This is a genomic window from Xanthomonas sp. WHRI 8932A (genome assembly GCF_035012785.1).
Classification (GTDB): domain Bacteria; phylum Pseudomonadota; class Gammaproteobacteria; order Xanthomonadales; family Xanthomonadaceae; genus Xanthomonas.
On record NZ_JAYGQQ010000001.1, the window covers coordinates 342300 to 356193 of the forward strand.

The 13894-nt window shown below is 64.5% G+C and carries 12 protein-coding genes; 10 read left to right on the forward strand and 2 right to left on the reverse strand.

Annotated features, from left to right (window positions below):
• Window positions 1-121: 121 nt before the first annotated feature.
• Together mmuM and mmuP are read right to left on the reverse strand one after the other, a co-directional pair.
• A complete protein-coding gene (gene mmuM, locus VC212_RS01505; protein WP_323514141.1) occupies window positions 122-1084 on the reverse strand; it encodes a homocysteine S-methyltransferase in 963 nt (320 codons plus the stop codon).
• Window positions 1081-2478 carry an S-methylmethionine permease gene (gene mmuP / locus VC212_RS01510; protein WP_323514142.1) on the reverse strand — a complete coding sequence of 466 codons (1398 nt, stop codon included), beginning with the start codon at window positions 2476-2478 and terminating at the stop codon, window positions 1081-1083. Before mmuP ends, mmuM begins: the two co-directional genes overlap by 4 nt.
• A 139-nt stretch (window positions 2479-2617) precedes the next feature.
• Here mmuP and VC212_RS01515 point away from each other — a divergent pair, with 139 nt between their 5' ends.
• From VC212_RS01515 to VC212_RS01560, 10 genes are all read left to right on the forward strand, one after another.
• Window positions 2618-2785: a hypothetical protein gene (locus VC212_RS01515; protein WP_323514143.1), complete on the forward strand. Its 168-nt coding sequence runs from the start codon at window positions 2618-2620 to the stop codon at window positions 2783-2785.
• Complete coding sequence (locus VC212_RS01520) at window positions 2782-3171, forward strand: VOC family protein (protein WP_323514144.1); 390 nt, start codon at window positions 2782-2784, stop codon at window positions 3169-3171. Before VC212_RS01515 ends, VC212_RS01520 begins: the two co-directional genes overlap by 4 nt.
• A 151-nt stretch (window positions 3172-3322) precedes the next feature.
• Window positions 3323-4216 carry an ABC transporter ATP-binding protein gene (locus tag VC212_RS01525; RefSeq protein WP_323514145.1) on the forward strand — a complete coding sequence of 298 codons (894 nt, stop codon included), beginning with the start codon at window positions 3323-3325 and terminating at the stop codon, window positions 4214-4216.
• A gap of 12 nt (window positions 4217-4228) precedes the next feature.
• The gene (locus tag VC212_RS01530; protein ID WP_323514146.1) at window positions 4229-7819 is read left to right on the forward strand and encodes an ABC transporter permease subunit; all 3591 of its coding nucleotides are present in this window, start codon (window positions 4229-4231) and stop codon (window positions 7817-7819) included.
• A gap of 395 nt (window positions 7820-8214) precedes the next feature.
• Window positions 8215-8664 (forward strand): DUF2147 domain-containing protein, encoded by a 450-nt coding sequence (locus VC212_RS01535; RefSeq protein ID WP_055845208.1) that lies wholly within the window; start codon window positions 8215-8217, stop codon window positions 8662-8664.
• A gap of 259 nt (window positions 8665-8923) precedes the next feature.
• Window positions 8924-11014, forward strand: coding sequence for a methionine--tRNA ligase (gene metG, locus VC212_RS01540; protein WP_323514147.1), 2091 nt, complete (start codon window positions 8924-8926; stop codon window positions 11012-11014).
• Between the two features lie 262 nt (window positions 11015-11276).
• On the forward strand, window positions 11277-11867 hold the full coding sequence (locus VC212_RS01545; protein WP_323514148.1) for an HAD family hydrolase: 591 nt from the start codon (window positions 11277-11279) through the stop codon (window positions 11865-11867).
• Between the two features lie 6 nt (window positions 11868-11873).
• The gene (gene rnfB, locus VC212_RS01550) at window positions 11874-12293 is read left to right on the forward strand and encodes an Rnf electron transport complex subunit RnfB (protein WP_323514149.1); all 420 of its coding nucleotides are present in this window, start codon (window positions 11874-11876) and stop codon (window positions 12291-12293) included.
• A 340-nt stretch (window positions 12294-12633) separates the two neighbouring features.
• Window positions 12634-13422, forward strand: coding sequence for a hypothetical protein (locus tag VC212_RS01555; protein WP_323514150.1), 789 nt, complete (start codon window positions 12634-12636; stop codon window positions 13420-13422).
• 85 nt (window positions 13423-13507) lie between these two features.
• A complete protein-coding gene (locus VC212_RS01560) occupies window positions 13508-13873 on the forward strand; it encodes a hypothetical protein (protein ID WP_055845219.1) in 366 nt (121 codons plus the stop codon).
• The last annotated feature ends 21 nt before the right edge of the window (window positions 13874-13894 follow it).

The following is a 13894-nucleotide window of genomic DNA, read 5'->3' on the forward strand; positions in this document are numbered from 1 at the left end:
TTGGCATGCGTCGCTTAACACCGGCATGACGTGCCGGTTGCCGGTTGCGGGTGCCGCAGCGGCCACGCTCGCCGATTGTGAGGCGCGTCCTCAAGGCGCGCCACCGACGACGGTGGTGCCCTCAATCCATCGCCCGCGCCGCTGCCAATGCAGCGATATCGCGCGGCGTGGTGCGGCAGCAACCACCGATCAACCGCGCGCCTGCAGCCAGCCACTGCCTGTGCTGGTCCGCCAGACTGCACGCGGGCGCATCGCCGGCATGCCAGCGTTTGTCGCCAGCGTCGTAGTGCTCGCCCGAGTTGGGATACACCACCAGCGGCAAGGCGGTCAGCGCCGACAGGCGCTGCAACGCGGCGGTGACCTGATCCAGCGCAATACAGTTGATCCCCACCGCGATCACCTGCGCGCAGGCATCCAGTGCCGGCACTACCTGCGCCAACGGCGTGCCATCGCTCAAATGGTCGGCATCGCGCAAGGTGAAAGAGAACCACGCATGCAGCTGCGGAAATTCTTCCAGCAGCAGACGTAACGCCACGATCTCGTTCGCCGAGGGCAGCGTCTCGCAGGCCAGTACATCCACACCCGCGGCAGCCAGCGCGGCGATGCGTGAGCGATGGAACTCCATCAGCTGCGCCAGCGGCAAAGTGTAGTCGCCACGGTATTCCGAGCCATCGGCCAGATACGCGCCATATGGCCCGACTGAGCCTGCCACCCACAACGGCGCAGCGTCCGGCTGCGCCTGCAGATGATCGGCACGCGCCTGTGCGGCAAGAGCCACGCTACGGGCGATCAAGGCCTGCGATTGCGCCAGATCCAGCCCGCGCGCCGCAAAGCCCAGCGGCGTGGCCTGGTAACTGGCAGTGATCGCGCATTGCGCGCCGGCAGCGAAGTAGTCGCGATGCACCTGATAGATCAGCTCAGGCTGCTCCATCAGCACGCGCGCCGACCACAGCGCGTCGTTGAGATCGCAGCCGCGTTGTTCCAGTTCGGTGGCAAGCGCGCCATCCAGCAGCACATAGCCATCGTGCTGGAGCGCCGCACTGAACGGCGCAGTTGCGCGCGGCTGGCGGGGAAGAATCGTCATGTGTGCAGTCTCCTGGCCGCGAGCCATTGGGTCAGTGCATAGGCGCCGTAACACAGCGCCACAAATGGAATGCCGCACCACAGCGCGATGCGCTGTTGCGGATCGAATGCCAACCCGATGCAGGCCAGCAAACACAGCGAGAATCCAAGGATCGGCGTCCACGGATACCAGGGCGCGCGATAGGCCAGCGTCTCTACGGCAATCCCGTCGCGGACCAGCTGCTGACGAAAGCGGTAATGCGATGCGCAGATGCTTAGCCACACCACCACCACCGCAAAGCCGGACACTGCGGAAATCGCAACGAATACCGTCTCGGCCGCGTACACGCCGGTGAGCAGGGCCAGCAGACCGCCCAGCATGCTCAGCAGCAAGGCCGGCAACGGAATGCCGCGCCGGGTCAGGCGCGCAAGGCGCGCCGGGAGCGTGCCTTCGTTGGCCAACGACCACAGCATGCGCGCCGCCGCATACAGGCCGGAATTGGCCGCCGACAGGATCGCGGTCAGGATCACCGCATTCAAGATATCCGCCGCGTACGGAATGCCCAGCAACTCGAACGCACGCACGAACGGGCTGGTCTCGACGGCCGCCTGGCTGGCGGGCAGCAAGGCAGCAAGCACCAGCACGGTACCCACGAACAGCACCACCAGCCGCACCAGCGTCGTGCGGATCGCCAGCGGAATGGCGCGTGCCGGCTGCGCGGTTTCCCCCGCGGCCACGCCGATCAATTCGGTGCCGGAAAACGCAAAGTTCACCGCCACCATCGTCATCAAAATCGGCAACGTGCCGTGCGCAAACCAGCCATCGGCGCGCAGATGGCGCAAGCCGGGCGCAGGCGCACCATCGGCCAACGGCAGCAGGCCGATCACCGCCGCGCCGCCCAGCACGATGAACACCAAAATCGTGATCACCTTGATCAACGAAAACCAGAATTCGCCCTCGGCAAACCAACGCGCCGACACCGTGTTTAAGCCGAAGATCAGCGCGCAGAACAACAGACACCATGGCCATGCCGGGCTTTGCGGAAACCAGTACTGCATGCAGAACGCAGCGGCGGTCAGGCTCGACCCCAGCGCCACCGTCCAGGTCAGCCAATACAACCATGCCACCACATACCCGGTGGCCGGCCCCAGATAGCGCGCCGCATACACATGAAACGCCCCGGTCTGCGGCATCGCCACCGCCAGTTCGCCCAGGCATTGCATCACCAGATACACCACCAGCGCACCGATCAAATATGCGATCACCGTGCCCAGCGCACCGGTGCTGGCGATGATGTAGCCGGTGTTGAAGAACAGCCCGGTGCCGATCACCCCGCCCAGCGACAACATCACCAGATGGCGCACCTGCATGCTGCGCTGGAACTGCGGTGCGGCGCGGGAAGAAGAGTCTGGCATGCGTCGGTCTGATGGGCGGCGCACCATCCTGCCACGCGCATGCAGGCGAGCACAGCCATGCGGTGGCGAGCTGTGACGCTGTACAAGCACTTCAGGCAGGCGCGGGTATGCTCGCGTGCCGATCCTGCGGACCACCGTCATGTCTGACACACGTTACCTGCGCCTGCCTGCAGCGTTGCTGCCCCGCGCACGCTGCGCGCTACCTGCGCATGCGCCACACCGCCGCCCGCTGGATCTGCGCGAAGCGGTGATGGCGGTTGATCGCAGCCAGCAACACGATCTGTCGGTACAGCGGAGCGCAGCATGAGATTGGCCGGCATCCACCATGTGGCGATCATCGCGGGCGACTACGCGCTTTCGAAACAGTTTTATTGCCAGATCCTGGGCTTGCGCGTGCTCGACGAGCATTACCGCCAGGCACGCGATTCCTGGAAGCTGGATCTGGCGCTGCCCGACGGCAGCCAGATCGAGCTATTTTCGTTCCCCAACGCACCGCTGCGCCCCAGCCGCCCGGAAGCACGCGGGCTGCGTCACCTGGCCTTTCGCGTAGAAGACCTGGATAGCGCGGTGGCGCATCTCAACGCCCATGGCGTCATCACCGAAGACATCCGCATCGACGAATACACCGGCCGGCGGTTCACCTTCTTCGCCGATCCGGACGATCTGCCGCTGGAGCTGTACGAGATCGGCTGAGGAACCACCACGCCGGGTATCGGCTCGACGGGCACCGGTTCGACATCCACTCAGCGGCGCTTCGCTAATCGATCCTCCACATGACTTCCGGCCGATGCGGCGCCGCAGCAACGCAATGAAGATCTAAGCATCCCCGGACACAGGAACGTCCATGCTGCAGATCCGTGCGTTGTCCAAGACCTACGCCAACGGCGTGCATGCGTTGCAAGGCGTCACGCTGGATATTCCTCGCGGCATGTTCGGATTGCTTGGCCCCAACGGGGCCGGCAAGTCGTCCTTGATGCGCACGCTAGCCACGTTGCAGGAACCCGATGCCGGCAGCGTCAGCCTCGGCTGCGCCGACGGCAGCAGCATCGACGTGCTCAGGGACAAGGACGCGTTGCGCCGCCGACTGGGCTATCTGCCGCAGGATTTCGGCGTGTATCCGAAAGTCAGTGCGCTGGACATGCTCGATCACTTTGCGGTGCTCAAAGGGCTGACCAACCGTGCACAGCGTAAGGAGGTGGTCGAACGTTTGCTGCAACAGGTCAATCTGTGGGACGCGCGCAAGCGCAAGCTCGGCACCTACTCCGGCGGCATGCGCCAGCGCTTCGGTATCGCGCAGGCGCTGCTGGGCAACCCGCAACTGGTGATCGTCGACGAGCCCACCGCCGGGCTGGACCCGGAAGAGCGCAACCGGTTTTTGAACCTGCTAGCCGAAATCGGTGAGAACGTGGTGGTGATCCTGTCCACCCACATCGTCGAAGACGTCACCGACCTGTGCCCGACGATGGCCATCATGAACAAGGGACAGGTGTTGCTGACCGGGAAGCCGGCCGATGCGATCGACATGCTCAACCAGCAGGTCTGGCGCAAACAGGTCAGCAAGAACGCCTTGCCCGATTACGAAGCGCGCTTCACCGTGTTGTCCACGCGGCTGATTGCCGGCCATCCGGTGATCCACGTGTTCAGCGCCGACTGCCCGGAACCGGGCTTCGAACAGGTCTCACCCGATCTTGAGGATGTCTATTTCCAGCGCCTGCGCAAGCAAGCGTTGGCTGCCTGACGGAGCGCCGCGATGATCCTGGCGTTCCTGCGCTTCGAGCTGCGCGAACAACTGCGCTCGCCCTTTTTGTGGTTGCTGGCCGCGCTATACGCATTGCTGGCCTTCGCCGCACTCTCCAGCGATGCCGTGCAGATTGGTGGTGGCATCGGCAATGTGCTGCGCAACGCGCCGACCGTCATTGCCAGCGTACTGGCGATCTTCAGTCTGCTCGGTCTGCTGGTGGCTGCCTTGTTCGTCAGCAACGCGTTGCTGCGCGATTTCGAGCTGGGCACTGCGGAGCTGGTGTTTTCCACACCGGTGCGCCGCCGCGATTACCTGATCGGCCGTATCGGTGCGGCACTGATCGCCGGCACGGTGATGTATCTGGTGATCGCGCTGGGCATGTTCGTGGCGCAGTTCATGCCGTGGATCGACCAGGCGCGGCTTGGGCCAGTCGCGCTGCTGCCATACCTGTGGTCGCTGCTGGTGCTGGTACTGCCCAACCTGCTATTCACCACCGCGCTGCTGTCGGTGCTGGCGGTGACCACGCGCAGCATCCTGTGGGTCTACATCGGCGTCATCGTGTTTTTCGTGTTGTATGGCGTGAGCCGTGCGCTGCTGGCCGATCTTGACAACGTCTGGATCGCCACCCTGGCCGATCCACTCGGCATCCGCGCACTGTCGCAGACATTGCGCTATTGGTCGGCCGAACAACGCAACTTGCAGCTTCCTCCGTTGACCGGTTACCTGCTCGCCAATCGCGCCCTGTGGCTTGGCATGAGCGGGCTGTTGTTCACTGCGACCTTCGCACTGTTCCGCACCGAACGCAGCGGCACGCGTCGTCGACGCGGCGCGGCGCCTGCTGCATCCACCAGCGCACAGGCAGCCAGCGTGCGCGTCACCACCACCCGCCTCGCCGTGACACCCGCCTTCGCGGCTACCACCGCTTTTCAGCAACTGCTGCGCCAGATCCGTTTCGATACGCTCGGCGTGCTGCGCAGCGCGCCGTTCGTGGTGCTGCTGATCCTGGGCCTGGCCAACTTCATCCCGACCGCCCTGTTCAATGCGCGCATTTACGGTACCGCCGTGCTACCGGTCACCTCGTTGATGCTGCAAGCACTGCAGAACAGCTACAGCTTTCTGCTGATCATCGTGGTGCTGTTCTATGCCGGCGAACTGGTGTGGAAAGAACGCAGCAACCGCATCGACGGCATCACCGATGCCATGCCGGTGCCGGACTGGGTTCCCCTGCTTGGCAAGTTTGTGGCCTTGCTGGCAGTGATCGCCAGCTTCCAGCTCGCCGGCGCGTTGACCTCGATCGCGCTGCAACTTGGCCGCGGCTACACCACCATCGAGCCGCTGCTGTATCTCAAGACCCTGGCGCTTGGCTCGGTGCTGTATGTGCTGATGGGCGGCATGGCCCTGGTGCTGCAGGTACTGAGCAACAACAAGTTCGTCGGCTACGCATTGCTGATGCTGGTATTGATCGGGCAATCGGCGTTGTCGCTGCTCGATTACACCCAGAATCTATACAACTTCGGAGGCTGGCCCAACGCTCCGTATTCGGACATGAATGGCTTCGGCCATTTCCTGCCCGGGCAGTTGTGGTTTCAAGGCTATTGGGGCGTGTTCCTGCTGGCCTTGTTGCTTCTGTCCTCGGCGTTGTGGCCACGCGGCGTCGGCCATGGACTGCGTCAGCGGGTGCGCCTGGGATTGCAGCGCTTGCGCGGCGCGACCGGCGTGGCATTGGCGCTCAGCCTGCTTGGCTTTACGGCGATCGGCGGCTGGCTGTACTGGAACACCAACGTCTACAACAGTTTCCTGTCGCCGGAGCAGCAGCTAGATCTGCAAGCGCGCTACGAGCGTGACTACAGCAAGTACAGGGACCTGCCGCAGCCGCGCATCATTGCCGTGGATAACCATGTCGACCTGCATCCGGAAACGCAATCGGTGGTGATCGATGCCACCTGGACCGTGCGCAATTCCCATCGCGCGCCGATCAGCGAAGTGCATATCGGCATGCAGGGACGCACTGGCGACCGCAGCCTGGTCAACGTGGATCTGGGCGGGCAGACGCTGATCACCCACGATCGTGCGGCCGGCTACCGCATCTACCGGTTGCAACGCCCGCTGCAACCAGGCCAAGAGCGCGTGTTCCGCTTCCGCCTGGACCAGCACCCGCATGGCATTACCGCCGGGCAGGCACAGACCGATCTGGTCGCCAACGGCAGCTTCTTCAATAGTCAGGTATTGCCCTGGTTCGGCTACAACAGCCAAAGCGAGATCACCGACCGCAACGATCGCCGCAAGCGTGGTCTGGGTGAGCCCACGCGCATGCCTAAATTGGAAGACCAGGCCGCACGCGCCAACACCTATGTCGGCAACGATGCCGACTGGCTCAGCTTCGCCAGCACCATCTGCACCGCACCGGACCAGATTGCGCTGGCGCCAGGCTATCTGCAGAAGGAGTTCCAGCAGGCTGGCAGGCGCTGCTTCCGCTATGTAATGGATCGCCCGATGCTGAACTTCTATGCCTACCTGTCGGCGCGCTGGCAGGTACGCAAGGCCTACTACAAAAAGATTCCGATCGAGATCTATTACGACCCCAAGCACCCGTACAACGTGCAACGCATGATCGAGAGCGTGCAGAAATCGCTGGCCTATGACGAGGCCAATTTCACCCCGTACCAGCATCACCAGGTGCGCATCATCGAGTTTCCGGGCTATGCGGGGTTTGCGCAGTCGTTCGCCAATACCATTCCTTATTCCGAATCGGTCGGTTTCATCGCCGACCTGCGCGACAAGGACGACATCGACTACGTGTTCTACGTCACCGCGCATGAAGTGGCGCACCAGTGGTGGGCGCATCAGGTGATCGGTGCGAATGTGCAGGGCGCCACGATGCTGTCCGAATCGCTGGCGCAGTACTCGGCGCTGATGGTGATGGAGCGCGAGTACGGGCGTGCGCACATGCGCCGCTTCCTCAAGTACGAACTGGACCGCTATCTGGAGGGCCGCGGCGGCGAGATCGTCGAGGAACTTCCGTTGTACCGGGTGGAGAACCAGCAATACATCCACTACCGCAAGGGGTCGCTGGCGTTCTACCGCCTGCGCGAAGAACTCGGCGAGCAGGCGCTCAATCGCGCGTTGCAGCGTTTCCTGCAGGCCAAGGCATTTCAGCAACCGCCTTACACCACCTCAGCCGAGCTGCTGCAGGCGATTCGTGCCGAGGCCCGCCCGGACCAGCAGGGAATGATCACCGACTTGTTCGAAAAGATCACCTTCTACGACAACCGTGTGGTTAGCGCACAGGCCCGCAAGCGCCCGGATGGACGCTTCGATGTGACCGTGCAGGCGCAGGCGGCCAAGCTGCAGGCCGATGGCCGCGGCAAGGAGCATGCGGTGCCGATGGACGACTGGATCGAAGTCGGGATCTACGGTCTGCCCGCGGGCAAGAACGCGCAGGCGCCGGTACTGGCGCTGCAGCGGCAGCACGTCACCAGCGCCACGCCCAGCTTCACCCTGACCGTCGACGCCCTGCCCATCGAAGCCGGCTTCGATCCCGACAACAAGCTGATCGACCAGGTGCCGGACGACAATCGCAAGCGGGTGACGCTGCAATAGCGGCAATCGCGATCACTGGCCGATGCTCGCTGCTCGGCCAAGACCGGCGACGAGTACAGCCAACGACTGCAAGCGAGCCGAATGATTCCGCGACCGCCGACGTGACGACGCGCCCTGCGCGCATCGTCGACTCAGTCGCATCGAACGGACTGCGTTCGCCCGTGCTCCCGGATGTCGGACAACGCGCGTCGCGTGATGGGATTTTCCGACTCCGCGCCGGACCGCAAGCAGTCAGCCTGCGCAGCCGGCGTTCTCAGTGGAGCGGCTCGGCGACGGCACCGCAGCCGCGCGGCATGAACGCATCCCGCAGTGCGGCTTTCCGCCACCATACCCCACGGTATACATTCGCCATCAGGCCGCCGACGGCGGCCACAGCAATCCCTGGGAGGGGAATCATGCGCAAGACCTTCAAGACCCTGATGGTGGCCCTGCCGCTGGCGGCCGCCTCGCTGCTGGCCCAGGCGTCCGATTCGCCGGTGGGTCGCTGGAAGACCATCGACGACGAGACCGGCAAGCCCAAGTCGGTGGTGCAGATCGAACAGGCCGCCAACGGCACGCTGAGCGGCAAGGTGGTCGAGATCCTGCAGTCCAACAATGGCCCCAATCCGATGTGCGACAAGTGCGACGGTGCACTGAAAGGCAAGCCGATCAAGGGCATGACCATCCTGTGGGGCCTCAAGGCCGACGGCACCGCCGTGTGGGGTGGCGGCTCGGTGCTGGACCCGGCCAAGGGCAAGACCTACAAGGCCAAGATCACCCTGACCGAAGGCGGCAAGAAGCTGCAGATGCGCGGCTACGTCGGCATCGAAGCGCTGGGCCGTACGCAGACCTGGGTGCGTGAGTAGCCGGGAATCGGGAATAGGGAATCGCAAGAGCGGGCGTCCTTCGGGGCGCCTTTTTTTGCGAACCCGGAGTACCGGCAGGCGAAAAGACCTGACATGCAAAGGTGACCGTCATTGCGCTCCCACAGCCGGCGACTAGCCTGCGCACATCAACAGCGCGACAAACCTGGCCTGCTTCAACCGATTCCCCATTCCCAATTCCCCATTCCCGCCCCTTTCCCGACTAGTGCGATAATCGCGTGTCCCCCGCATCACGCCTGCCATGACCCGCACCGCACTTGTCACCACCGCTCTCCCGTATGCCAACGGTCCGCTGCATCTTGGCCACCTGGTCGGTTATATCCAGGCCGATATCTGGGTGCGCGCGCGCCGGTTGCGCGGCGACAAGACCTGGTTCGTCTGCGCCGACGACACCCACGGCACGCCGATCATGCTCGCGGCCGAGAAGGCCGGCGTCACCCCGGAAGCCTTCATCGCCAACATCCAGGCCAGCCATGAGCGCGATTTCGCCGCGTTCGGGGTGACCTTCGATCATTACGATTCGACCAATTCGCCGGTCAATCGCGAGCTCACCGAAGCGTTCTACAACAAGCTGGAAGCAGCCGGCCATATCAGCCGCCGCTCGGTGGCGCAGTTCTACGACCCGGCCAAGGGCATGTTCCTGCCGGACCGCTACATCAAGGGCACCTGCCCCAACTGCGGCAGCGCCGACCAGTACGGCGACAACTGCGAAGTGTGCGGTGCCACCTACGCGCCAACCGAGCTGAAGGAGCCCAAATCGGTGATTTCCGGCGCCACGCCGGAGCTACGCGATTCGGAGCACTTCTTCTTCGAGGTCGGCCATTTCGATGGCTTCCTGCGTGAGTGGCTGGCCGGCGATGTGGCGTTGCCGGGCGTCAAGGCCAAGCTCAAGGAATGGCTGGATGCCGAAGGCGGCCTGCGCGCGTGGGACATCTCGCGCGATGCGCCGTATTTCGGCTTCCAGATTCCCGGCCAGCCGGGCAAGTATTTCTACGTGTGGCTGGATGCGCCGATCGGCTATCTGTGCAGCTTCAAGACGCTGTGCGCGCAGATGGGCGAAGACTTCGACGCGCATCTGGTGGCCGGCACGCAGACCGAGCTGCATCACTTCATCGGCAAGGACATCGTCAATTTCCACGGCCTGTTCTGGCCGGCGGTGCTGCACGGCACCGGCCATCGCGCGCCCACGCGCCTGCATGTCAACGGCTATCTGACCGTGGACGGCGCCAAGATGTCCAAGTCGCGCGGCACTTTCGTGATGGCGCGGACCTTCCTGGATGTCGGCCTGGAGCCGGAGGCGCTGCGTTACTACTTCGCGGCCAAATCCTCGGGCGGCGTGGACGATCTGGACCTCAACCTTGGCGATTTCATCGCACGGGTGAATGCCGATCTGGTCGGCAAATTCGTCAACCTGGCCAGCCGCTGTGCCGGCTTCATCGGCAAGCGCTTCGACGGCAAGCTGGCCGACGCGCTGCCCGATCCGGCGCAGTACGACCGCTTCGTCGCCGCGTTGGCGCCGATCCGCGAGGCGTATGAGCGCAACGACGCAGCCAGCGCGATCCGCCAGACCATGGCGCTGGCCGACGAGGCCAACAAGTACATCGACGACACCAAGCCGTGGGTGATCGCCAAGCAGGACGGCGCCGATGCGCAGCTGCAATCGGTCTGCACCCAGGGCCTGAACCTGTTCCGCATCCTGGTCGCCGGACTCAAGCCGATCCTGCCGCGCACCTGTGCCGAAGCCGAGGCGTTTTTGTCGGCGCCCATGACCAGTTGGGACGATGTGCAGCGCCCGCTCACGGCGCACACGATCCAGCCCTACACCGCCCTGTTCACCCGTATCGACCCCAAACAGATCGACGCCATGACCGACGCTTCAAAAGACACCATGGCTGCGGCTGCGGCTCCGGCTGCGACCAACGCCAGCAATGCAACGGTGGCCAAGACCGATGCAAAAGCAACTACGCCGGCCAATCCCCCCGCCTCCGTCTCGAATCCAGGGCTTATTGGCATCGACGATTTCGCCAAGCTCGATCTGCGCATCGGCAAGGTGCTGGTGTGCGAGTTCGTGGAAGGCTCCGACAAGCTGCTGCGCTTCGAGCTGGATGCCGGCGAGTTGGGCAAGCGACAGATCTTTTCGGGCATTCGCGGCAGCTACGGCGAACCGGAAACACTGGTCGGCCGCAGCGTGGTGTTCATCGCCAACCTCGCCCCGCGCAAGATGCGTTTCGGCATCAGCGAAGGCATGATCCTGTCGGCCGGCTTCGACGGCGGCGCCCTGGCGCTGCTGGATGCCGATAGCAGCGCGCAACCGGGCATGCCTGTCAGGTGAAGCGGGAGTGGGAAGTCTGGCTTGGGATTCGGGATTCGGGATTCGGGATCAGTAGAAGCCAGAGCCGATTGTTGAGGGAGACCTGACACGAGTGCTTGGCGCGTCCCCTCATCCGCCCCTGCGGGGCACCTTCTCCCGCGCGCGGGAGAAGGGAGATAGATCAACGCTGGAGTAGCACCTCCCCCGCATGCGGGAGAGGAGGACAACCAGTCACCGCGCCCTCACCCCATCCCGAATCCCAACTCCCCAATCCCAGCCCCCCATGCACCTGGCCCTGTTCGACTTCGACCACACCATCACCACCTGCGATACCTATGCGCGCTTTCTGCGCAAGGTCGCGGCGCCCGCGCAGTTGGCGTCGGCAAAGTGGCAGGTCGGTCCGTGGGTGCTGGGTTATCGGCTGGGCCTGGTGTCCGCTGCGGCGTTGCGTGCACGTGTGACCCGCATTGTCTTCAGCGGCCGCACGCTGGATGAGATGACCGCACACGGCGTGGACTACGCGCGCAGCGCACTGCCGGGCGTACTGCGTGCAGACATGATGCAGCGCATCGACTGGCATCAGGCGCAAGGGCACGAGGTGGTACTGGTGTCGGCGTCGGTGGATCTGTATCTGCAGCCGTGGTGCACCCAGCACGGGCTGTCGCTGATCTGCAATCGGCTGGAGCACAGCGACGGCCGCCTGAGCGGGCGCTATGCCGACGGCGATTGCGGCCCGCACAAGGCCGCGCAGATTCGCGCACGCTACGATCTGTCGCAGTACGCATGCGTGCATGCCTACGGCGACAGCCGCGAAGACACGCCGATGCTGGCACTGGCGCACCAGCGCTGGTATCGCGGCAATCCGGTGCACTGAGCGCGCATGCCCGACCCCGCGCCCACATTGGTCGAACGGCTCGACCGCCTGCTGCCACAGACCCAATGCGGTCAATGCGGCTACGACGGCTGCCGCCCCTATGCGCAAGCCATGGCCGATGGGCTCGCCGGTGTCGATCACTGCCCACCCGGCGGCGATGCCGGCGCGCGCGCCCTGGCGCAGGTGCTGGAGGTACCAGCACGCCCCTTCGATCGCAGCCGCGGCCCGCACAAACCACAACAAGTCGCCTGGATCGTGGAGGCCGATTGCATCGGCTGCACCAAATGCATCCAGGCCTGTCCGGTGGATGCGATCGTCGGCGGGGCCAAACACATGCATACGGTGATCGCGCCGTTGTGCACCGGCTGCGAGCTGTGTCTGCCGGCGTGCCCGGTGGATTGCATCGAGCTGAACGCCATCGGCTAGGCGCCGCAAGCGCGAGCCGCTACGCCGCCAGCCCAGCCCGACCGTCGCTGGATGCCGCAACTGTCGCAGGTGGTTCTGCCGCTGCCGCGCGCAAGCGCTCAACCGATGACACGCGTGCCGCGATGTGACAGGCAACCGAATGCACGCCACAAGGATGGCGCGGTCTTGCGGCGTGATCGCAGGCAGGTTCCACGCGCAACGCCCGGCATCGCGGCACCGTCCAAACCACCAGCCCGCGCGACCGCGTCCTACATTCCGTCAGGAACGTCCTGACGCCGCCGGCGCATCCATGCTGCGGCGGCGCCCGTATGAGTAGGCACTCCCATCGAGGAATCGGCCGATGCGCCCATTTGCTGCTGTCGTTGCTGCGCTGGCACTCCGCTGCCGGCCGATTCCGCCATTGTTGCTGCTGGTGCTGGGCAGCCTGCCGCTCAACGCGGTGGCGGTCACGCGGGTGGATGGCGACGTCTTCGATGCCGACAAGGGCGCCCTGCGCTACCGCGAATCGCACTGGCTGCTCGACGGTGGCGGGCGGCTGGTGCTGTACCGCTGCCCGAATGGGCAACCGTTCGCACGCAAACAGGTCGATGGCGGCAGCAGCTCGCCCGACTTCAGCCTGATCGATGGGCGCGATGGCTACCGCGAAGGCGTGCGCACGCGCGGCGGCGCGCGCGAGATGTTCCAGCAACAGCCCGGTAAACCCGAACGCAGCACGGCATTACCGGCCGGCAAGGACGAGCGTGTGATCGATGCCGGTTTCGATGCCTATCTGCGCAGCCACTGGGAGGCACTGGCCAGCGCATCGCAACGGGTGGACTTCGTGCTGCCCAGCCTGCAACGGCAGTTGGCGTTCCGGGTCGAACGTCTCGACGACAGCGCCGGCCAACGTCGCTTCCGCATTTCGCTCGATGCCTGGTATGGCTCAGCAGTGCCATCGCTGGAGGTGCGTTACTCCATCGCCAACAAACGCCTGCTCGAGTTCCGCGGCGTGGGCAATCTGCGCGATACGCAAGGGCGCTACCCGCGCGTGCGCATCGTGTTTGCGGACACCGCTGCGCGTGCTGTCAGCGCGGACGAACTGGGCCAGGCACGCGAGCAGCCGCTGACCAAGAGCTGCAACGCGTCGTGAGCCAGGCCCGCGCCATCTTCACGTTCGACCACGCGCCGTTGCGTACAACGGCCCGGGCACCCATTCCCCGTACAGGAGCACCTCCATGGCAAAGGCTTATCTCTGGCTCAACGCAGTGCTCTACGTCGTCCTGGCGATCTGGTGCACGCTGTCGCCGGCCAAGACCGCAAACGCGGTTGGCTATACCCAGCTGTCGCCGGCCGGGCAATCGGAGTATCTGGTCATCTATGGCGGCCTGCAGTTGGGCATGGCGTTCCTGTTCGGTTACTTCGCCTGGATCAATCAACCGCGCACCGGGCTGCTGGTCGCGCTGGCGTTCTACGTCCCCATCGTGCTGTTCCGCAGCGTCTCGCTGTCGCGCTTGTGGCCGGTTTCCGCACCAACCGTCGCGCTTGCCGGTGTCGAGATCCTGTTGCTGCTCGCCGCCGTGCTGCTGTGGCTGCGCAAGTGACAGACAGCGCCTGCACAGTCC